Origin of the sequence: Neisseria zalophi (genome assembly GCF_008807015.1) — a bacterium.
Classification (GTDB): Bacteria; Pseudomonadota; Gammaproteobacteria; order Burkholderiales; family Neisseriaceae; genus Neisseria; species Neisseria zalophi.
The window spans coordinates 226980-247792 of the sequence record NZ_CP031700.1 but is presented as its reverse complement, the minus strand read 5'-3'; the positions used below and the strand labels follow the sequence as shown (position 1 = coordinate 247792).

Below are 20813 nucleotides of genomic sequence, written 5' to 3'. Positions count from 1 at the left end.
GACTGTAAATATTCTATACTGCGTTTTGATATTCTATATTAGAATAATTATGTTATGGCACAGGTGTTTGAATATTAGGTTTGAAGCCTGCTGTAGCGGAATCAAGCCGTTAGATAAGCCGGCCTGATTCTTATCCGTTTATTCTTATCATCATTTTCGGAAATCGATATGAAACTGCTTAAATTATGTTTGCCTTTTATGTTGCTGCCTGTTTTGGCGGCTTGTAGTCAGGAACAAGCGGCCGCACCTGCGGAAACCGAATCTGCCGCCGCCACTTCTGCCGTAGAAACATCCGATGCCGCGCCTGCCTCTCTCGGTAAACTGGCTGCGGAAAAAGATGCGGATTGGCGCTCTTTCCAGTGTAGCGACGGTAATACTCTGGATGCCCGTTATTATATGGAAAACAATGGTGCGGTGGCTGAGGTGCGCTTTGACAACGAAACACTCAAACTAAACCATGATACTGAAGCCAGCAATGCCGACACGATTACATTCGGCAACGGCACTTATACTTGGCGCGTAGACAATCAAGGCAGCAATGATTTATATGCCGAAGGCAACGGCTTCTTGACCCGTACTGAAAAACAAGAAGTCGCCAGTGAAATGATTGATGTTGATGACATTATAATGAGAAACTGTATGCCTTTGTAAGCATTGGCCGTTTCTATTGGAGGCCGTCTGAAAGGTTTCAGACGGCCTCATTATATGAATAACGGCAAAGTGTTTATTGATGTATCTTATTCAAGATATATGGTTTTTCAGTTTGACCTGATGCCTTTTTTTGTTAGAATCGCGCAACAAACCGCTTCAGGTTCCGGCTGTGTTAAGTTTATAGATTGCCGGTTGTCTTTGTTTTTCCAATCACCGGCCGTTTTGTTTTCAGACGGCCTCAGAAAGAATATCCGCTATGTCTTACCAACAAATCACGATTGCCGTTAAAGATAATGTTGCCGAACGCCTTGCCGATGCGCTGATGGAACACGGTGCGCTTTCGGCTGCCATTGAAGATGCTTATGCCGGAACGGCCAATGAGCAGGCCATTTTCGGTGAGCCGGGAATGCCGGCCGAGCAAATTTGGCAGCAGAGCAAAGTGATTGCATTGTTTGATGAGTCCGCCGATGTTGCCCCCGCTGTGGCCTCAGCCGCCGAAGATTGCGGTATCGCCGTTCCCGAATATGAAACAGAATTATTGGCCGAGCAAGATTGGGTTCGGCTGACTCAGGCGCAGTTTGATCCGATTCAGATTTCCGAACGTTTATGGATTACCCCGTCATGGCATGATGCACCCGATGAAAATGCCGTTAACCTGCAATTAGACCCCGGTTTGGCATTCGGCACCGGCAGCCATCCGACGACCCGCCTGTGTTTGCAGTGGCTGGACAACAACCTCAAAGGTGGCGAATCCGTTTTGGATTACGGTTGCGGTTCGGGTATTCTCGCCATTGCCGCCCTGAAACTGGGTGCCGGCAGTGCCACCGGTGTGGATATCGACGAACAGGCGATCCGTGCCAGCAACAATAATGCCGCGCAAAACAATGTATCGGCCACCTTCCTGCTGCCCGATGCCTTGCCGCCGCATCAGTTTGACGTTGTGGTTGCCAATATTTTAGCCAACCCCTTGCGGATGCTCGGCAGTTTGCTGGCCGAACGTACCAAACAGGGCGGCCGGATTGTGTTATCCGGCATTCTTGACGAACAAGTCGAAGAAATGAGCAGTATTTACAATGAATGGTTCGAACTTGCCCCTGTGCAAACCGATGACGGTTGGGCATGTTTGAGCGGTACCCGGCGTTAATCGTCGGTTTAGGCCGTCTGAAACCATAAGACCGTGCAAATGAATAAAACGATCCGTATTTTAGGTATCGACCCCGGCAGCCGCGTTACTGGCTTCGGGGTGATTGATGTAAGCGGCCGCGAACATTTTTATGTCGCTTCGGGTTGTATCAAAACCCCGCCGGCCGCCCCGTTGGCAGAACGGATTGCCGTGATTGTGAAACACATTGATGAAATTATCCGGCACTACCAACCGCATCAGGCGGCAGTCGAACAAGTATTCGTGAATGTGAATCCCGCATCCACGCTGATGCTCGGGCAGGCGCGCGGGGCGGCTATTGCTGCTTTGGTGATGCATCAATTGCCCGTATTCGAATATACCGCGCTTCAGGTGAAGCAGGCGGTAGTCGGCAAAGGGAAGGCGGCCAAAGAGCAGGTTCAGCATATGGTGGTACAAATGCTGTCGCTGTCGGGTACACCGCAAGCCGATGCTGCCGACGGTTTGGCCGTTGCCCTGACCCATGCTTTGCGTAACCACAGCTTGGGGGCACAACTCCAACAAGGAGCTTTGCAAGTGAAACGCGGGCGCTTCCAACGTTGATGAAGTTTGTTAACCAAGCTTTGTAATATAGAATTATCAGATTGAATGTATAGGGAATGCCGCCATAACCATGAAATATAAATAATGATATGAAATTTGCTTTTTTTATTCTTTACCTGATTCAATTGCTGCCTTTCGGCATGATTCAGAAATTGGCCGATTTTATCGGCACGCTGGCGTATTATGCCGTAGCACCGCGACGGAAAATCGGTGAAATCAACCTGCGCAAATGTTTTCCCGATTGGCACGAAGAACAACGCCGTGCATTGCTGAAACGACACTTTCAGCACATGGCCAAGCTGATGCTCGAATACGGTGTGTATTGGTATAGCTCTGCAGAAAAGCTGCGTGAAAAAGTGCATTATCGCGATAAACATTATTTAGATGATGCACTGGCCGCCGGAGAAAAAGTGATTTTGCTTTACCCGCACTTTACTGCTTTTGAAATGGCGGTTTATACGCTGAATCAGGATGTACCGCTCACCAGTATGTATTCGCATCAAAAAAACAAAGCCTTAGACGAACAAATCCTCAAAGGCCGCCACCGTTACAATAATGTTTTTTTGATTGGCCGCACCGAAGGCTTGCGCGCGATTATCAAACAGATGAGAAAAAGCGATGCTCCGTTTCTGTATCTGCCCGATCAGGACTTCGGTCGCAATGATTCGATTTTTGTGAATTTTTTCGGTATTCCCACCGCCACCATTGCCGGATTAAGCCGTATTGCCGCAATGACGAAAGCCCGTGTGATTCCCGCTATTCCTACGCGTGAAGATGATGGTACCGTTACCCTGCGTTTTTATCCGGCTTGGGAAAACTTCCCGACCGACGATACTGAAGCCGATACCCAACGCATGAACGACTTTATCGAAGCGCGTATCCGTGAACATCCCGAGCAATATTTCTGGCTACATAAACGTTTCAAAACCCGCCCCGAAGGCGAAGAAAGTTTTTATTAAGATTTCAGACGGCCTGTATCATAGCGAACAGGCCGTCTGAAATATAGGCACTCTTTTATATCAATATGGCTTATTGATATAAACATTTTATTAAAATAATCAAGCAGAACGCATCAGCCAGCCGATAGCGCTAAGGCCGTCTGAAAAATATCAAACCAGTTTCAGACGGCCTCAAAAGGGCGTACAATTCTGCTCATTTTTAAAGCACAGTCAAGATAATGATTTACCCTAAAACTTATGATGTCATTGTGGTTGGCGGCGGACACGCCGGAACCGAAGCCGCATTGGCTGCCGCCCGCATGGGCGCACAAACCCTATTGGTGACCCACAATATCGAAACCCTCGGCCAAATGTCGTGCAACCCCTCTATCGGCGGTATCGGCAAAGGCCACTTGGTGCGCGAAGTCGATGCACTCGGCGGCGCGATGGCACTGGCTACCGATAAAGCCGGTATTCAGTTTCGCCGTTTAAACGCCAGCAAAGGTGCCGCCGTACGCGCCACCCGTGCACAGGCCGACCGCATTCTTTATAAAGCCGCCATCCGCGATATGTTGGAAAACCAGCCCAATCTCGATATTTTCCAACAGGCCGTTGAAGATATTACTTTGGAAGGCGAACACGTCAGCGGTGTGAAAACCGCTATGGGTGTGGAATTTAAAGCCCGTGCCGTGGTGTTGACCGCCGGTACGTTTTTGGCGGGCAAAATCCATATCGGCTTGGAAAACTATCCGGGCGGACGGGCAGGCGATCCGGCCGCACAAGGCTTATCAGGCCGTCTGAAAGAGCTCAAGCTGCCGCAAAGCCGCTTGAAAACCGGTACGCCGCCGCGTATCGACGGGCGCACCATTGATTTTTCACAACTCACCGAACAGCCCGGCGACAATCCCGTACCGGTATTTTCCGTACGCGGCAATGCCGCCATGCACCCGCATCAGGTATCGTGCTGGATTACCCATACCAACAGCCGCACCCACGATATTATCCGTTCCGGTTTCGACCGCAGCCCGATGTTCACCGGCAAAATCGAAGGCGTCGGCCCGCGCTACTGCCCCTCGATTGAAGACAAAATCAACCGTTTTGCCGATAAAGACAGCCATCAGATTTTTCTTGAGCCGGAAGGTTTAAACACCAACGAATATTACCCTAACGGCATTTCTACCAGCCTGCCGTTTGATATCCAAATCGAACTCGTCCGCTCGATGAAAGGCTTGGAAAACGCCCATATCCTGCGCCCCGGCTATGCCATCGAATACGATTATTTCGACCCGCGCAACCTGAAAGCCAGCTTGGAAACCAAAACCATTGCCGGCCTGTTTTTCGCCGGCCAGATAAACGGCACCACCGGCTACGAAGAAGCCGCCGCACAAGGCCTGTTGGCCGGTGCCAATGCCGTGCAATATGTGCGCGAAAAAGACCCGCTGCTATTGCGCCGCGAGCAGGCTTATTTGGGCGTATTGGTGGACGACCTCATTACCAAAGGCGTGAACGAACCCTACCGCATGTTTACCAGCCGCGCCGAATACCGCCTGCAACTACGCGAAGACAACGCCGACATGCGCCTTACCGAAGCAGGCTACAAAATCGGCTTGGTGAGCGAAGCCCAATGGCAGGCATTCGAGCAAAAACGCGAACAAATCGAACGCGAAATCCAACGCCTGAAAACCACATGGTACACCCCGGCCAAACTGCCCGAGGGCGACCAAGTCCGCGTATTCGGCCAAAAACTCAGCCGCGAAGCCAATCTGCATGATTTATTACGCCGCCCCAATATCGACTACGCCGCCCTGATGACCCTGCCCGGCGCCCAACCCGAAACCGAGCTTAGCCCGCAAGTGTTGGAACAGGTGGAAATTCAGGTGAAATACCAAGGCTATATCGACCGCCAAAACGAAGAAATCGAAGGCCGCCGCGATTTAGAAAGCCTGAAACTGCCGGCCGATATCGATTACAGCAAAGTGAAAGGTTTATCGGCGGAAGTGCAGCAAAAACTCAACCAAAACCGCCCCGAAACCGTAGGGCAGGCCAGCCGTATTTCCGGCATCACTCCGGCTGCCGTTACCCTATTGATGGTGCATTTGAAACGCGGGTTTAAAGATGCCAAACAAGCTTGATGTTTAACAATAGGCCGTCTGAAAAAATTTTTTCAGACGGCCTGCTATATGCGTTATTGTTTCCAGTCGGTTGAGTATTAGGTTTGTACCGACTTGTGTCATGGCAATTATTTGATTAGAAAGGCCGTCTGAAATATGTCGCTGGCTCAAGAGAAATCGGATTTACGCCGCCACTTCCGCCGTGCGCGGCAGCAGTTGGATAAGCATGAACGCACCCGCGCGACCCGTGCGGCAGGCCGTGCGCTCAAGCGTTATATCCGCAGGGGGCGGCGTATCGGTATTTATTGGCCGATTGGCAGCGAGTTGCGTTTAGACGGTTTTATTCAGACGGCCTTGCAGCGCGGGGCGAAACTGTATCTGCCCTATATTGAGAAAAACACCTTGCGCCTGTGGTTTACGCCTTATCGGGCGGATGCCCGGCACGCAGAACGGCGGCGCGGTAAGTCGGCTTTGTATATTCCCCAATTTTCAGGTAAAAAAATCCGTGCCCATCATTTGGATGTTTTGCTGGTGCCGCTGGTGGGTATTGATAAACAGGGTTTCCGGCTTGGTCAGGGCGGCGGTTATTATGATGTGTCGCTGGCGGCATTGCGCGGCAGGCTGCAACCGCATACGGTCGGTGTGGGCTTTGCCTGCCAGTTGTGCGAACGACTGCCTCGTGAGGCACATGACAGGCAATTGGATGCTTTTGTCTGCGAACAAGGCATCATGCGCTTTCAGACGGCCTCTTAAGAATTGTGCGATTAAAACGGCAGGGCACGGTTGCGTTACAATAGGTTTATTTGATTCGTGGCTCGGTTTTGAGAGGATTGGCTTGGCCGCATAAATTTTTACACCGCCTACGGTTATCTGCCGTGCTTTTGGGTGGTCGGACGTTATAGTTATTTTATGAATACACGTTGGTTTTATACGCAACTTTGGCACATCGCCCCGTTTTTTATCCGCCGCTATTTGCGAAAGCGCGCAGAAAAAGCACCGGCTTATCTGGAACATTGGCCGGAGCGTTTCGGCGGGGTGTTTCCGAATCCGGTGCAGCAGCCGATTTGGGTGCATGCCGTTTCGGTGGGGGAAACCCGTGCGGCGCAGCCGTTAATCCGCGAATTGCGGCATCATTTCCCCGATGCGCCGTTATTGATGACGCAGATGACGCCTACCGGCCGTGCCACGGCCGAGATGCTGTATCCCGATGCGCAGTGCCGCTATCTGCCTTATGATAAGCCGGAGTGGATTCGGCAGTTTTTAAACGAACACCGCCCCCGTTTCGGGGTGTTGATGGAAACGGAAATCTGGCCGAATTTAATGCACGGTTGCGCCGAAGCGGGTGTGCCTTTGTTTTTGGCCAATGCGCGTTTATCGGAAAAATCGCAAAACGGTTATCTGAAAGTGCGCAAACTGGTAGAGCCCGCCATGCAGACCTTATGCGGCTGCTATGCGCAAACGGCGGCCGATGCCGAGCGGTTGCATTTAATCGGCGCGTCGAATGTGCATGTTTGCGGTAACAGTAAATACGACATTACGCCGACCGAAGCCATGCACGAACGGGCAGCGCGGTTTAAAGAACGTATCGGCAGCCGCCCGGTGGTGGTTTGCGGCAGTACGCGCGATTATAAGGGCGTGAATGAAGCGCAATTATTGTTAAAGGCTTGGCAGACTTATCAGGGCGATGCGTTGTTGGTAATTGTGCCGCGCCATCCCGAAAGCTTTCAGACGGCCTATGATGCCGCGGCTGCTTTGGGGTTTAACGTACAAAAGCGTAGTGATGATGCACCGGTTGCCGCTGAAACGCAGGTTTGGATTGGCGACAGCATGGGTGAATTAACCGCATATTATCTGGTGGCCGATGTGGCTTTTGTCGGCGGTAGTCTGGTGGATGCCGGTTGCCAAAATGTTATCGAACCGGTGGCCTGCGGCGTGCCGACTTTATTCGGCCCCTCTACTTATAATTTTGCCGATGCCTGTAAAGGTGCGGTGGAAGCAGGGGCGGCTAAGCAGATTTTTAGTGCTCAAGAATGGCAGCATACAGCGGCACAGTGGTTGGTCAACCCGCAAAACAGAGCACAATATGCCGAACATGCAGCACAGTTTGTGGAAAAACATCATGGTGCCAGTAAGCGTATGGCGGATCGTATGGTAGAAAATTTGTCTTCGGTTGTTGAGAATATGAATGAGAGGCGGTTTTAAACAGGCATGAGACCTTTGCAAAAAACCAAAAATCCCTTAAATATCTTGGTGAAGAATTTAAGGGATTTTTGGTTTTTTGCAAAGGTTCTAGAGATAAATATCTGCCCGCTTTTGTCTGCGTATCGAATATTAAGAAATCCGCTCGATTTTGGCGCCTACTTTGCCCAATTTGGTTTCGATATTTTCATAGCCGCGATCGAGGTGGTAGATGCGTTCGACAATGGTTTCCCCTTCGGCCACCAAGCCGGCCATTACCAAGCTGGCGGATGCGCGTAAGTCGGTTGCCATAACGGTTGCACCGGAAAGCTTGTCTACACCTTTTACAATGGCGGTATTGCCTTCAGCAAAAATATCCGCGCCCATGCGGTTTAATTCGGGCACATGCATAAAACGGTTTTCAAAAATAGTTTCCACTACTTTGCCGGTTCCTTCGGCAACGGCATTCATCACCATAAATTGCGCCTGCATATCGGTTGGGAAGCCGGGGTGCGGCACAGTGCGGATATCGACGGCTTTTGGGCGTTGCTGCATATCAATGGCAATCCAGTCGTCGCCCGCTTCGATAATGGCGCCGGCTTCCACCAGTTTGTCGAGAATGACTTCCATGGTTTTCGGGGCCGCATGGCGTAATACTACTTTGCCGCCGGTCATGGCAACGGCACATAGGAAGGTTCCGGCTTCGATACGGTCGGGTACGACGCTGTGTTCGCAGCCGTGTAATTCAGGCACGCCTTCTACCGTCATTACCGATGTGCCGATACCGCTGATTTTGGCACCCATTTTGACCAGACATTCGGCCAAATCCACTACTTCCGGTTCGATGGCGCAGTTTTCCAAAATGGTGGTGCCTTCTGCCAGGGTGGCGGCCATTAATAGGTTTTCAGTACCGCCGACGGTAACGACATCCATAACCACTCGCGCGCCTTTCAGACGGCCTTTGGCCTTAACATAACCATGCTCGATAGTGATTTCGGCGCCCATGGCTTCCAAACCTTTGAGGTGTTGGTCGACAGGGCGGGAGCCGATGGCACAACCACCCGGCAGGCTGACTTGAGCCTCGCCGAAGCGCGCCAAAGTGGGGCCGAGTACCAAAATCGAAGCGCGCATGGTCTTCACCAATTCGTAGGGGGCAACGGTATTGTTGACCGTACCGCCGTTGATTTCGAATTCGTGAATATTGTCGGTCAACACGCGTGCGCCCATGCCTTGCAACAGTTTTTGGGTGGTTTTTACATCGCGCAGCATCGGCACGTTTTTCAAACGTAGGGTTTCGGCGGTCAGCAGGCCGGCACACATCAGCGGCAGGGCGGCATTTTTGGCACCGGATACAGTGATTTCCCCGTTTAAAGGGCCGTTGGCGGAAATTTTGAGTTTGTCCACGATGGTTCTTTCGGTAGTAAAACAGGCGTTTCAGACGGCCTGTATTGTCATGTTTTAGCGGGGCAACCGGAAAATATAGCTTTAGATTGTGTATAGGCCGTCTGAAAACAGCCGTATCAGTTGGTATTGCCCGATAATGATAGGATTCGGATATAAACCGTGTATTCCGGTGCGGCGTATCTGTTTTTCACTTTTGATAAACACGCGATTATAAAGGATTTTAAAAAGAGTCGTTAGTGTTGTGAAACAAACGGTATCAGGTTGAGACCTTTGCGAAATAGTCCTTCACCCGACAGCCGAACTCCAAACACAGGATTTCGGCTGTTTTTGACCGCAATATCCCCTTTATTACTCCTCAGATGCCTAATTAATAGGCATCCGGCTGCCTTTTAGGCAGCAATAGGCGCACGTAGCCTGTTGGCCGCCTTCAACAGGTTCAAACATATCGCTTTCAGATGACTTTGCGCCGCTACTTTATCCAGCCCGAAGTAGGCTGCCCGGGCATAGCGGAATTTACGGTGCAGCGTACCGAAACTCTGTTCCACTACATAACGGGTTTTCGATAAATGTTTGTTGCGGCGGGTTTGCGCTTCCGTCAGCGGACGGTTGCGATGGGATTTACTCATAATGCCGTCTTTCAGTTTATATTCTTCCAGATGCTTTCTGTTTTCCGCACTGTCGTAACCTTTATCCGCATAGACGGTGGTCTCTTTGGCAATGCCTGCTAACAAAGGCAACAGGTGTTTGCACTCGTGGGCATTGGCCGCTGTAATATGCAGCTTCTCAATGTAACCTTCCGCATCGGTACGGGTGTGCTGCTTATAGCCTAATTGATGATGACCGTTCTTCTTCACCCAACGGGCATCTTTATCTTTGCTCGGTGTGGTTTGACCGGTTATCTCTCCTTCGCTATCAACCTCTATGGACTGACGTTGTTTACTGCCGGCCGTCTGAATAATCGTCGCATCAATAACGGCAGCCTGTGCCTTCTCTACCTTTAAGCCTTTCTCAGTCAGTTGGCGGTTAATCAAATCCAACAGTTCGGCCAAGGTATTATCTTGTGCTAACCAGTTGCGGTAACGGCAAAGGGTACTGTGATCGGGAATATTCATCTCGTCAAAATGACAAAACAGGTTGAAATCAATACGGGTAATGAGACTGTGTTCGAGTTCGGGGTCGGAAAGACTGTGCCATTGGCCGAGTAAAACGGCTTTAAACATAGCCAATAAGGGATAGGCGGGACGGCCGCGGTGATCTCTGATATAACGGGTTTTCTGACGATTCAGATACTGCTCTACCGGCTGCCAATCAATTACCTGTTCGAGCTTTAATAAAGGAAAGCGGTCAATGTGTTTGGCAATCATGGCTTGGGCGGTTTGCTGAAAGAACGTACTCATGAGAAATCCCTTAAATATCTTTGGTGAAGAATTTAAGGGATTTTTAGGGTTTTTGCAAAGGTCTCAGGCCGTCTGAAACGGTTTCAGACGGCCTGATAAAAAGTGAGGTATTTAATTAATGTTACATAAGGTTTAAATCGCTGATACGGTCGTATAAGCGTTCGGGGTTGTCGCCCTCTTCATGCAATTGGATGCGCAGGCGCAAGTCGTTGGCCGAATCGGCCTGGCGCAATGCTTCGTCGTATTCGATTTGATCTTTGATATAAAGGTCGAACAGGTTTTGATCGAAGGTCTGCATACCTTCGCCGACGGAACGTACCATTTGCTCTTTAATATCCATTAAGTCGCCTTTGAAAATCAAGTCTTGAACGGCGGGGGTGTTGAGCAAAAGGTCGATAATGGCGGTACGTTGGTTGCGGCCTTTTTTAATTACCAAACGTTGGCCGATAATGGCAGTCATATTCATGGCTAAATCCATTAATACTTGTGCCTGCCGCTCTTCCGGATAGAAGTTGATAATCCGCTCGATGGTTTGCACGGCATTATTGGCGTGGATGGTAAACACGCACAAGTGGCCGGTTTGGGCAAGCTGGAGGGCGTATTCCATGCTGCTTTCACTACGCACCTCACCGATACAGACCACATCGGGCGCTTGCCGCATTGCGCTTTGTACAGCCAGTTTCCAATCGGCGGTATCGATGCCGACTTCACGCTGGGTGATAATACAGCGGCGGGGTTGGTAGAGGTATTCGATCGGGTCTTCGATGGTAACGATATGGCCGGGCACTTTTTGATTGCGGTGGTCAATCATAGCCGCCATCGAAGTGGATTTACCCGAACCGGTCGGGCCGGCCAGAATCAACAGGCCGCGGCGGGTGAGGGCCAGATCTTTTAATTTTTGTGGAAGGGAAAGTTCTTCGACACTGGGCACACGTTGGTTAATACGACGCAATACCATGCCGGGGCGGCCTTGTTCATGGTAGGCGTTGACACGGTAGCGGGTATTGCTGCGCGATTGTACCGAATAGTTGAGTTCCAAATCACGATTAAACGCTTCGCGTTGTTCGTCGTTCATGGTCGACTCGGTAATCGCGGCGGTATCGGCACCGCTTAGGGCTTTGTGCGGCATGGGGGTAAGCACGCCGTTGATTTTCATTGACGGGGGAAAACCGGCACTGATGAAAATATCGGATGCACTGCGTTGTTCGGCTTCCTGACACATACGGTCGAGCAGGGGGTGCAGTTGGGTGCCGATTTCGGCAGGGGTAGGGATATGCGGCGGTTGGTTTTTCTGCGAATAAGCCTGAACCATTTCCGTCAGCAGGTTGTGCAGTTGGTTGGACTCGCTCATGATGTTTTACCCTTATCTGTGTTATATCTTGGTTTGATTAGACAATCATATCGGCGCTTTGCGCTTTGCTGCGGGCGACTTCGTGGCTGATAACGCCTTGCCGAACCAGTGTCTGCAATGCTTGGTCGAGGGTTTGCATACCGTATGATTGGCCGGTTTGCAGTGCCGAGTTGATTTGGGCGATTTTGTTTTCGCGGATGAGGTTACGCACGGCAGGTGTGGAAACCAAAATTTCATGCGCAGCAACACGACCGTTGCCGTCGCGGGTTTTCAGCAGGGTTTGTGAAATCACCGCACGCAGGGATTCGGAGAGCATGGAGCGTACCATTTCTTTTTCGCCGGCGGGGAATACGTCGACAATACGGTCAACGGTTTTGGCAGCCCCGGTGGTGTGCAGGGTACCGAAAACCAAGTGGCCGGTTTCGGCAGCAGTCAGTGCCAAGCCAATGGTTTCGGGGTCGCGCATCTCGCCGACCAGAATCACATCGGGGTCTTCACGCAGTGCGGATTTCAAGGCGTTGGCAAAGCTGTGAGTGTGTTGGTGCAGTTCGCGCTGGTTAATCAAAGCTTTTTTACTTTGGTGCACAAACTCAATCGGGTCTTCGATGGTCAGGATATGGGCGGGCTGGGTGTCGTTGATATAGTTGATCATGGCCGCCAGTGTGGTGGATTTACCCGAACCGGTCGGGCCGGTAACCAAAACTAAGCCGCGCGGGTTGTCGGAAATTTTTTGGAAAATGCGTGGGGCTTTCAAATCTTCAAGGGTCAGTACGGTGCTGGGAATGGTACGGAATACCGCTGCCGGGCCGCGGTTGGTCATAAAGGCGTTGACACGGAAACGGGCAACATTGGGCAGTTCGAACGAAAAATCCACTTCCATATTTTGTTGGTAGATTTTACGTTGGTAATCGTTCATCACGGAGGTAACCATATTGCCGACTTCTTCGCTGCTCATTTCGGGCAGGTTGATGCGGCGGACATCGCCGTGAACACGGATCATCGGCGGTAAATCTGAGCTTAAATGGAGGTCGGAGGCTTTATTTTTCACACCGAATGCGAGTAAGTCGGTAATTTGCATAATGTGGCCTTACTTTTTCAGTTAAAATTTTTATTTAGTTAAAGTTTTACTGCCGATAGGCTGTCTAACGGCAGCGGCTATTGATATAGCTGTTTATTTTAAATAGATAATGTTGTTAAACCAAGTAAAAATTTAATTATTTTTGCTAATTTGGTGAAAACAGACGAATACGGGAGTAATTATGACAAGCGTGCAACACAATTATCAGCAGGTGCTTTCCGAATTACGCCGTGCCGAAGCCGCTGCCGGCCGGCCTGAAGATAGCGTTTGTTTGGTGGCTGTGAGTAAAACCCATCCGGTCGAACTGATTCGGCAGGTTTATGAGGCGGGGTGCCGTGATTTTGGTGAGAACTATATTCAGGAATGGTATGAAAAAACCGAAATATTGGCCGATTTGCCGGATATCGTTTGGCATGTTATCGGTGATGTCCAATCGAATAAAACCAAATATGTGGCCGAGCGTGCGCATTGGGTGCATACGGTCAGCCGTCTGAAAATCGCTCAAAGATTAAGTAATCAACGCCCCGAATCCATGCCGCCGCTTCAGGTGTGTATCGAGGTGAATATTGCGGCCGAACCGGACAAACACGGCGTTGCCCCCGAAGAAGCGGTGGCCTTGGCGCTTGAAGTAGCCAAACTGCCGAATTTAAAAGTACGCGGCCTGATGTGTGTGGCTAAAGCCGACAGTGATGATGAATCATTGCGCGAACAGTTCGGTACCATGCAGAAATTGTTGGCGGATATGAATGCGGCGGGCATTCCGGCAGATGTGTTGTCGATGGGGATGTCGGCAGATATGGCGGTGGCCGTATCGTGCGGGGCTACGCATGTGCGCATCGGCAGTGCGATTTTCGGTAGCCGTCATTATGGTGAGCAGGCTTAAGGTTGTTTAAGCATTGAATAATATTTGCTTGTATATCTGCCTGTCTTTATTAGGCCGTCTGAAAGGCTTGGGCGGGCAGATATGTTTTATTCGTTTATACTATATGGTTTGAATGATTCGTGAGACCGTATCGACCGAGTTGATACGGCTGTATTTTTAAGTATATGGCGGATACAGGCCGTCTGAAAAATAATAAAAGGAGTTTTGTATGTCAAAGTGGGATGAGCGTTACCAAACCGAAGAATATGTTTTCGGCACAGAGCCAAATGAATTTATCGCCCGTATCGAGCCTTATCTGCCCTCTGCCGGAAAAGCATTGGATTTGGCAACGGGTGAGGGGCGCAACGGTATTTTTCTGGCACAACACGGCTTGGATGTGGAAGGTGTGGATATGTCGGCAAAGGGTTTAGAAAAAGCACAAAGTCTGGCAGATGAAAAAGGTGTGCGTTTTCATACCCGCCTGGCGGATATTACTGCGATGGAATGGCCGTCTGAATATTATGAAATCGTGACTTCGGTTTTTTGTCATTTCGCCGAACCCACACGCACCCAAACCATGCAGAAAATTGTCAGCACTTTAAAACCGGGCGGGCTGTTTGCCGGTGTTTTCTACCATCCCGACCAAATCGGTTACGGAACCGGTGGCCCGAGTGATCCGGCTATGTTGGGAACATTAACGGAAATGCAACAGGCTTTATCCGGTTTGGAGTGGGTAATAGCAGAACATGAGGTACGGGAAATCAATGAAGGTATCCGCCATCGCGGTATGAGTTCGTTTATTTGCTTATTGGGCAGAAAACCTGATCACCAATAGGTTAATGGGTTATCTATTACAAAGACTGGAATATTATTTAACATAAAGTCAATAATATTCCAGTCTGATTTTTATTAAATTTAATAAATATAAATATGCTAACTATTATTAAATAATATTTTAATGTTTATTAAAGAAATGATTAGTAAATTATTTTACATATATTAATGATGTAAATAAGATTGACTATTTGGGTGATCAAAATATACTTTCAAGCTAATTTCTATATATTAATTAAACTGATTAACAATAACATTTTTTATAAAATAGAATAGTAAAAGGTTTTATATGAATGAAGATAAAAATAATAATCCTAAAATAGTTGATAACTCATTAAAAAACAATGAAAACAGCCAAAAAGAAGATCTTGATGGCAGCAGCTCTTTATTAGATAAAGAGCCGTTATTGCTTTTGGAGAATCTTGAAGAAACTGAAGTGTTACCCGACGAAGTCTTTTGTGAAGAAAGTATGGCAGGTGCTAACATACGAAATTTAAAAGAAAAAAAATCAAAAAAGAAAGCTGGTAAAGAGAAAATAGGCGGTAAATCAAAAAAAGCAAAATCTAATATTCAGCCCCCTGAGCCTATTTTGCAAATGGGTACGGCAAAAGGTGTAGAAACCATGTTTCGTAATGCCTTCCGTACGGAAATGGAATTATTGGCATTAGCGGCTACAAAGGCCAATATTATGATTTCATTAAATGGCTTTATTGTATCTGCTTTGATGATTTCAGGTGCTTTTATTTTTTCCTCTTCTCCGGAGTTTCTTGTGCCGGCAGGTATTTTTATGGCAACAGGTGCAGCATCGATTGTGTTTGCTTTGTTTTCTGCCTCTCCGGATCGTATAGGTAAAATAAATGCGGCCTTAAATTGGTGGAAAGATTTGTTGAAGGGTAAGGCTAAATGGCGTCATTTTAAGACAAGAGTTTTATCGCCTCGTGTGCATTTTTTTGATGAAAAGCCGAATATTTTGATTTATGAAGATAGGGTGAAAATTCCTAAACAACGTTATTGGGAGATGATGCAGGAAATTATGTCTGATCGAGAACAGGTCTACCATAAGATGAGTGATGAATTGTATTGGCTTGGGCTATTGGCCAACAAACAATTTAAATATCTCAACATTTCTTATGCAATTTTCCGTTGGGGGTTATTGGCATCTGTATTGGCATTTATCGGTATGAAAACATTGCCGAGTATTTCATCTGATGCTGAAGCTAGGAAAAATGCAGCTAAGTTACGTGGTGAAGGTATTTATACATTCAGCAGTGTTTATGAACCATCAGCAGTACAGCAAATTCCAGACGGAAGATTGTTGGTTGTAGAAGACGAAGCGGATAGAGCAGCAAGTATTTTGGCTTTTAATGCAGATGGTACTTTAGTGGAAAATGATGTAGCTGACACAAGAATTATCCGTGGATTAAAGCGTAAACTTAGCGACTTGGAGGGGCTGACCCGAGATAATGAAGGTTATATTTATGCTGCTACTTCACATTCGCGAAACCGTGAAGGACTACGCCGCCCCGATCGTGAACATCTACTACGCTTTAAAATTCAAGGTAATGATGTTGTCGAGCTGAGTTCTTTCAATAGCTTGGTTGATACTTTGGAAAATTCAGAAGAGTTGGCGGCAATGCTTAAAGAAAAAACCGGCACAACGTTGGATTTTAAATCAACTAATATTGAAGGCTTGGCCTATGATCCGCGTTCTAATAATTTGCTGTTGGGGTTCCGCGATCCTGAGTTTAATGAAAAATCCATGATTATCTATATTGATAATCCGAAAGCTGTTTTTGAATCAAAAGAACAACCACATTTTTCAAATGTAGTATTTTTAGATATTAAAGGTGGCGGTATACGTTCATTAAACTATGATCCGGTATTGAAAGCTTTCATTATGACCAATGAAGTTAAAGATGAAGATGGTAGTAAGTTTTCGCAATTCTGGACATGGAACGGGGATCCGGAGGCAGCACCCAAAGCAGTAGATTTACCTAATTTGCGCCATTTGACTAATGTGGAAGCTGTTGATTCTATTAAAATCAACGGCCAGCCAAGATTGATTTTTATGAGCGATGAAGGTGATGTTGATAAAAAACTGACTGCTAAGTATATGATTGTAGATTATAAAGATTTTTAATTATATAGCATAATGGTTGAAGATTGATCAGGCAGTAAATACCACGATGTGGTTACTGCCTGATATCTTTTTTGAAGCTTGTTTAAACGTTTTTTGAATGAGTTATTTAGAAAAAATATTATTAGTTGTTACAGGTTTTTCTAAAACACCGTTTGCCAAAATTATGACTTACAGTGTTTCATCATTTTCTTATGTAGCCAGTAAACCATCATACCGAAAACTAATCCCCAGAAAGGGCTGCTGATACCGAGCAGTGTCATCCCTGAAGCAGAAGTGAGTAAGGTTACTAAGGCTGCTTCACGAGTGGTTTCATCTTTCCATGCCCCCACCAGATTGGCTTGGAGTACGGCAAAAATAGGAATACCGGCCAACGCGGCAGTAAGCTCCGCAGGCAGGGCAGATAAGAGGGATACCGCAACACCGCCTAATAAGCCGATTAATATATAGAACACCCCTAAAATCACATTGGATAAGTAGCGTCGTGCCGGATCTTTGTCAACATCACTACCCATAGTAATAGCGGCACTGATGGCTGCCAGATTCACGGTAAAGTTGCCGAGAGGTGCGGTGAGCAGCGTCGTTATTGCACAACTTTCTACCAAAGGTCGGGCAGGCGGATGGTAATTATAGCCGTGCATAATGGCCATACCCGGTACATTTTGTGTGGCCAATGAGGCAATAAATAATGGCAGGCCGACACTCATAATATGGCCGAAATCCCAAGCAGGCTGTACCCATTCTAGGGTAGGATTGCGCCACTCCAATTGGCTCCAATCGAACAACCCCGCCCAAGTCGCATAAACAACCCCTGCCAATAACATCAGCATGACACTATAGCCGGGTAGGCGGATTTTGCTAAGAAAGAATACCACCAGCATAAAAAATATTAATAAAGGTTGGTATTCCATCGCACCAAATACTTGGCTGCCGAAGTTCAACAGAATCCCTGCCAACATAGCGGCAACCAATGGGGTCGGAATCATACGAACCAAACGGTCAAACCAACCGAATGCCGATATCAGCCACATTAAAGCCGATGCAGCTATAAATCCCGATATGGCATGAGCAAGCGGCATGCCTGTCATCCCGGCCAATATCGCTGCGCCGGGCGTACACCAAGCAACCATGACCGGCATCCGATAGCGGATACTTAAAATCATGGTTAATAGTCCGCAAGCCAAAGCCATTACAGTGAACCATGAAATAATTTGTGTCGGCGAGGCACCTAATGTCAATGCTGCCTGATAGATAATCGCCGCTGCACTTACATAGGAAACTAATATGGCGGAAACCGCTGCAGAGAAATGTGAGGCGGAAAAATCAGATAATTTCAGCATAATAAATGGTATGGTAAAGGTTGTTAAAATATTAATATTTTGAAATATACCCCTTTATTCAGGCTCGGGAAATGGTATAAATGATACTTATATTAAACAGCTTTATTTAAATATGCTTTTAGTATGGCAGCCAATATTTTTTTCAGACGGCCTAAAGGAAATCAGTTAAACCGATGTTTATGGCCGTATGCTAGTTTTTTCGTTCGGTGACAAACAGTGCCAATGAACGTAAACGATCTGCTTTATCACCAAATGGGTTAAGCAGAGCAACAGCTTCTTCAACTAATGTTTCGGCGTAATGGCGGGCTTCGGCCAGTCCCATCAGTTTCACATAAGTCGGCTTATTGTTGTCGGCATCTTTACCGGCAGTTTTGCCCAGTGTGGCGGTATCGGCTTCGCAGTCGAGTACATCATCAATCACTTGGAAAGCCAAGCCGAGTTTACGGGCATAGTGATCCAGCCGTTCAATATCACCGTCATTCACATCGGTACAACTTAATGCGCCCAATACTACGGCGGCACGAATCAGCGCACCGGTTTTTAAACTGTGCATGTGTTCTAATTCGGTTTGTGTCATGGGTAGGCCGACATTGGCCAAGTCAATCGCTTGGCCACCGGCCATACCGAGGCTGCCTGATGCCTGTGCCAGCACGCTCATCATTTTTAATTGCCGTGCCGGCGGTAGATTGGTAGGTTGGCTGAGAACATCAAAAGCCAAGGTTTGCAGGGCATCGCCGGCCAATAAAGCAGTGGCTTCCCCGTATTGCACATGGCAGGTCGGTTTGCCGCGTCTCAGGCTGTCGTTGTCCATGGCGGGCATATCATCATGAACAAGCGAATAAACATGAATCAGTTCAACTGCCGCCATAGCGTGTTCTAGGGCAATCGGGTCGGTTTCCCCTAATTCGGATGCGGCTAAAACCAATAGAGGCCGTAGGCGTTTGCCGCCGTCTAGTGCGGCATAGCGCATGGCTTCATGAAGTGTTTGTGGATCAGCCTTTTCAGACGGCATCAATCTTTCAAGTGCCAATTCGGTTTGCGCCTGCGCTTTTTGCCGCCATGTTGTTTCATTATTCGCTTTGCTCAAGATTCAGCTCCTTCAGTTCTTCCGCGTCCAATACTTGTAGTTTTTGTTCGACTTCGGCTAATTTGGCTTGGCAGTATTTCACCAATTCGTTGCCTTCCTGATAGGCAGCCAATGCCTCTTCCAGCGGCATTTCGCTACTTTGCATGGCTTGAGTGAGGGTTTCCAAACGCTTGAGTGCGTCTTCGAAAGATTTCGGGGCGGCAGATTTTTTCATAATGGCTGTTGTTGTATGGAAAAAACGTTATTGTATAGTAAATGCTGTCAAAAAACTTCACTATACACTGGCTTTCAGGTGGGCGGCTTAAGCGATACAAATAGGGTTTTGAATATATTGTGGTGAAACGGTATGAATAGCAATTTTTAGGCCGTCTGAAACCTTTAAATAACAATGACAGACTAATTTCTAAAAAATTTTTACATATCCAATATTGATATTAAAGTGTACAGGGCTGAAAGCTAACCGACACCCACCCCAAAAGCAGTGAATGCAGTCAAGCCCGATATCCGATACAATTAAGGCCGTCTGAAAAAAGGATAACTTCAACTATGGCAAAACCTAAAGGCGGCTTGGGCCGCGGATTAGATTCCCTTATTTCTAATAATATTGATGATGGCGGCAGCGACCGTCTGACGACGGTGGCAGTATCCGATATTCAGCCCGGCCGCTATCAGCCGCGTGTTCAAATGGATGATGAAGCCTTACATGAATTGGCAGAGTCGATTAAAGCCCAAGGCGTGATTCAGCCGGTGATTGTCAGAGAGAGAGGGCTGTCGCAATACGAATTGATTGCTGGTGAACGTCGTTGGCGTGCTAGCCAATTGGCAGGGTTAACGGAAATTCCCGTGGTGATTAAAAGCATTAGCGATGAAACGGCATTGGCCATGGGTTTGATTGAAAACCTGCAAAGGGAAAATCTCAACCCTATCGAAGAAGCACGCGGTTTAAAACGTTTGGCTGATGAATTCAGCCTAACACACGAAACTATTGCTAAAGCCGTAGGCAAAAGCCGTAGTGCTATTTCGAATAGCCTGCGCTTATTGGCATTGCCCGAGCCTGTTCAAGATATGCTTTATCAGCGTCGTCTTGAAATGGGTCATGCCCGTGCGCTGTTGACGCTACCTGTCGTCGAGCAATTACTGTTGGCGCAAAAAGCGGTTAAAAACGGTTGGTCTGTCAGAGAAGTCGAACGACGCAGTCAATTGGTGCAGCAGGGTAAGAAAACCGTTGCCGCTACAGGTAAGAGAATCAATCCTGATATCCGCCGTTTAAATGAAGCGATTACCGAAAAACTGGGTGTGAATGCCGAGGTGAAAAGTAGCAATCAGAAAAAAGGTAAGATCGTATTGTATTTTGACACACCGGAAACATTGGATAATCTTCTGCAAAAATTGGGTGTGGAATATGATGAGTAAAATAATACTTTTATCTTATTTTAATATCAAAAAAGGAAACTATTTCTAATATTTTGAGTATAAATAGAGTCGCCCAATATTCTTTCAGACGGCTCTATTTGTATTGGTATCTACAGAATCGAGTGTAAAAATTCATATATGGAATAACCAGAAGTTAAAAAGTAGATTATCCATATATTTTATAAAAACTTCTGTCTCATATTTAATAGAATGTAGTATCATGTAGTCTACTTGAGGGTGTAGGCTAATAAGTTTAAGTAAAATAAACGAAAATCAAAATTAAAATATCGGTCACAAAGGTTAATAATT

Annotated in this window: 18 protein-coding genes; 11 read left to right on the top strand and 7 right to left on the bottom strand. The window is 47.5% G+C overall.

What is annotated here, in order from left to right; translation table 11 throughout:
• Positions 1–168 precede the first annotated feature (168 nt).
• The 7 genes from D0T92_RS01075 to waaA all read left to right on the top strand — a co-directional run bounded on the left by D0T92_RS01075 (position 169) and on the right by waaA (position 7625).
• Positions 169–651, top strand: a complete 483-nt coding sequence (locus D0T92_RS01075) for an MliC family protein (protein ID WP_151049398.1) — start codon at positions 169–171, stop codon at positions 649–651.
• 256 nt (positions 652–907) lie between these two features.
• Entirely contained in the window at positions 908–1795 is an 888-nt protein-coding gene (prmA, locus tag D0T92_RS01070) for a 50S ribosomal protein L11 methyltransferase (protein ID WP_151049396.1), read from the top strand.
• A gap of 39 nt (positions 1796–1834) precedes the next feature.
• On the top strand, positions 1835–2374 hold the full coding sequence (ruvC, locus tag D0T92_RS01065; protein ID WP_151049394.1) for a crossover junction endodeoxyribonuclease RuvC: 540 nt from the start codon (positions 1835–1837) through the stop codon (positions 2372–2374).
• Between the two features lie 89 nt (positions 2375–2463).
• Positions 2464–3333: a lipid A biosynthesis lauroyl acyltransferase gene (locus D0T92_RS01060; protein ID WP_151049392.1), complete on the top strand. Its 870-nt coding sequence runs from the start codon at positions 2464–2466 to the stop codon at positions 3331–3333.
• Between the two features lie 218 nt (positions 3334–3551).
• Entirely contained in the window at positions 3552–5444 is a 1893-nt protein-coding gene (gene mnmG, locus D0T92_RS01055) for a tRNA uridine-5-carboxymethylaminomethyl(34) synthesis enzyme MnmG (RefSeq protein ID WP_151049390.1), read from the top strand.
• A 135-nt stretch (positions 5445–5579) separates the two neighbouring features.
• On the top strand, positions 5580–6176 hold the full coding sequence (locus D0T92_RS01050; protein WP_151049388.1) for a 5-formyltetrahydrofolate cyclo-ligase: 597 nt from the start codon (positions 5580–5582) through the stop codon (positions 6174–6176).
• Positions 6177–6332: 156 nt separating this feature from the next.
• The gene (gene waaA / locus D0T92_RS01045; RefSeq protein ID WP_151049386.1) at positions 6333–7625 is read left to right on the top strand and encodes a lipid IV(A) 3-deoxy-D-manno-octulosonic acid transferase; all 1293 of its coding nucleotides are present in this window, start codon (positions 6333–6335) and stop codon (positions 7623–7625) included.
• 129 nt (positions 7626–7754) lie between these two features.
• Here the strand turns inward: waaA and murA are convergent, their stop codons facing one another.
• From murA to D0T92_RS01025, 4 genes are all read right to left on the bottom strand, one after another.
• The gene (gene murA / locus D0T92_RS01040; RefSeq protein ID WP_151049384.1) at positions 7755–9005 is read right to left on the bottom strand and encodes a UDP-N-acetylglucosamine 1-carboxyvinyltransferase; all 1251 of its coding nucleotides are present in this window, start codon (positions 9003–9005) and stop codon (positions 7755–7757) included.
• Positions 9006–9394: 389 nt separating this feature from the next.
• A complete protein-coding gene (locus D0T92_RS01035) occupies positions 9395–10402 on the bottom strand; it encodes an IS5 family transposase (protein ID WP_151049382.1) in 1008 nt (335 codons plus the stop codon).
• Positions 10403–10523: 121 nt separating this feature from the next.
• Positions 10524–11753: a PilT/PilU family type 4a pilus ATPase gene (locus D0T92_RS01030; RefSeq protein ID WP_151049380.1), complete on the bottom strand. Its 1230-nt coding sequence runs from the start codon at positions 11751–11753 to the stop codon at positions 10524–10526.
• A gap of 37 nt (positions 11754–11790) precedes the next feature.
• Positions 11791–12831 (bottom strand): type IV pilus twitching motility protein PilT, encoded by a 1041-nt coding sequence (locus tag D0T92_RS01025; protein WP_151049378.1) that lies wholly within the window; start codon positions 12829–12831, stop codon positions 11791–11793.
• Between the two features lie 181 nt (positions 12832–13012).
• Between D0T92_RS01025 and D0T92_RS01020 the strand changes: the two genes are divergently transcribed.
• From D0T92_RS01020 to D0T92_RS01010, 3 genes are all read left to right on the top strand, one after another.
• Positions 13013–13714, top strand: a complete 702-nt coding sequence (locus D0T92_RS01020; RefSeq protein ID WP_151049376.1) for a YggS family pyridoxal phosphate-dependent enzyme — start codon at positions 13013–13015, stop codon at positions 13712–13714.
• A gap of 208 nt (positions 13715–13922) precedes the next feature.
• Positions 13923–14528 carry a class I SAM-dependent methyltransferase gene (locus D0T92_RS01015; protein WP_151049374.1) on the top strand — a complete coding sequence of 202 codons (606 nt, stop codon included), beginning with the start codon at positions 13923–13925 and terminating at the stop codon, positions 14526–14528.
• 288 nt (positions 14529–14816) lie between these two features.
• On the top strand, positions 14817–16667 hold the full coding sequence (locus D0T92_RS01010) for a Pycsar system effector family protein (RefSeq protein WP_191963651.1): 1851 nt from the start codon (positions 14817–14819) through the stop codon (positions 16665–16667).
• 161 nt (positions 16668–16828) lie between these two features.
• Here the strand turns inward: D0T92_RS01010 and D0T92_RS01005 are convergent, their stop codons facing one another.
• The 3 genes from D0T92_RS01005 to D0T92_RS00995 all read right to left on the bottom strand — a co-directional run bounded on the left by D0T92_RS01005 (position 16829) and on the right by D0T92_RS00995 (position 19305).
• Positions 16829–18004, bottom strand: coding sequence for a benzoate/H(+) symporter BenE family transporter (locus D0T92_RS01005; protein ID WP_151049372.1), 1176 nt, complete (start codon positions 18002–18004; stop codon positions 16829–16831).
• 190 nt (positions 18005–18194) lie between these two features.
• Positions 18195–19016, bottom strand: coding sequence for a polyprenyl synthetase family protein (locus D0T92_RS01000; RefSeq protein WP_151052928.1), 822 nt, complete (start codon positions 19014–19016; stop codon positions 18195–18197).
• Positions 19017–19074: 58 nt separating this feature from the next.
• The gene (locus D0T92_RS00995; protein WP_151049370.1) at positions 19075–19305 is read right to left on the bottom strand and encodes an exodeoxyribonuclease VII small subunit; all 231 of its coding nucleotides are present in this window, start codon (positions 19303–19305) and stop codon (positions 19075–19077) included.
• 332 nt (positions 19306–19637) lie between these two features.
• Between D0T92_RS00995 and D0T92_RS00990 the strand changes: the two genes are divergently transcribed.
• Entirely contained in the window at positions 19638–20504 is an 867-nt protein-coding gene (locus D0T92_RS00990; protein WP_151049368.1) for a ParB/RepB/Spo0J family partition protein, read from the top strand.
• The last annotated feature ends 309 nt before the right edge of the window (positions 20505–20813 follow it).

What these genes read in the sequence shown, in the direction of transcription:
- D0T92_RS01075 (WP_151049398.1), top strand. Translation starts at nt 169, where the DNA reads ATGAAACTGCTTAAATTATGTTTGCCTTTTATGTTGCTGCCTGTTTTG.
- D0T92_RS00995 (WP_151049370.1), bottom strand. Translation starts at nt 19,305, where the DNA reads ATGAAAAAATCTGCCGCCCCGAAATCTTTCGAAGACGCACTCAAGCGT.
- D0T92_RS01060 (WP_151049392.1), top strand. Translation starts at nt 2,464, where the DNA reads ATGAAATTTGCTTTTTTTATTCTTTACCTGATTCAATTGCTGCCTTTC.
- D0T92_RS01025 (WP_151049378.1), bottom strand. Translation starts at nt 12,831, where the DNA reads ATGCAAATTACCGACTTACTCGCATTCGGTGTGAAAAATAAAGCCTCC.
- D0T92_RS01015 (WP_151049374.1), top strand. Translation starts at nt 13,923, where the DNA reads ATGTCAAAGTGGGATGAGCGTTACCAAACCGAAGAATATGTTTTCGGC.
- D0T92_RS01000 (WP_151052928.1), bottom strand. Translation starts at nt 19,016, where the DNA reads ATGCCGTCTGAAAAGGCTGATCCACAAACACTTCATGAAGCCATGCGC.
- D0T92_RS01005 (WP_151049372.1), bottom strand. Translation starts at nt 18,004, where the DNA reads ATGCTGAAATTATCTGATTTTTCCGCCTCACATTTCTCTGCAGCGGTT.
- D0T92_RS00990 (WP_151049368.1), top strand. Translation starts at nt 19,638, where the DNA reads ATGGCAAAACCTAAAGGCGGCTTGGGCCGCGGATTAGATTCCCTTATT.
- D0T92_RS01050 (WP_151049388.1), top strand. Translation starts at nt 5,580, where the DNA reads ATGTCGCTGGCTCAAGAGAAATCGGATTTACGCCGCCACTTCCGCCGT.
- mnmG (WP_151049390.1), top strand. Translation starts at nt 3,552, where the DNA reads ATGATTTACCCTAAAACTTATGATGTCATTGTGGTTGGCGGCGGACAC.
- D0T92_RS01035 (WP_151049382.1), bottom strand. Translation starts at nt 10,402, where the DNA reads ATGAGTACGTTCTTTCAGCAAACCGCCCAAGCCATGATTGCCAAACAC.
- D0T92_RS01010 (WP_191963651.1), top strand. Translation starts at nt 14,817, where the DNA reads ATGAATGAAGATAAAAATAATAATCCTAAAATAGTTGATAACTCATTA.
- waaA (WP_151049386.1), top strand. Translation starts at nt 6,333, where the DNA reads ATGAATACACGTTGGTTTTATACGCAACTTTGGCACATCGCCCCGTTT.
- prmA (WP_151049396.1), top strand. Translation starts at nt 908, where the DNA reads ATGTCTTACCAACAAATCACGATTGCCGTTAAAGATAATGTTGCCGAA.
- D0T92_RS01030 (WP_151049380.1), bottom strand. Translation starts at nt 11,753, where the DNA reads ATGAGCGAGTCCAACCAACTGCACAACCTGCTGACGGAAATGGTTCAG.
- ruvC (WP_151049394.1), top strand. Translation starts at nt 1,835, where the DNA reads ATGAATAAAACGATCCGTATTTTAGGTATCGACCCCGGCAGCCGCGTT.
- D0T92_RS01020 (WP_151049376.1), top strand. Translation starts at nt 13,013, where the DNA reads ATGACAAGCGTGCAACACAATTATCAGCAGGTGCTTTCCGAATTACGC.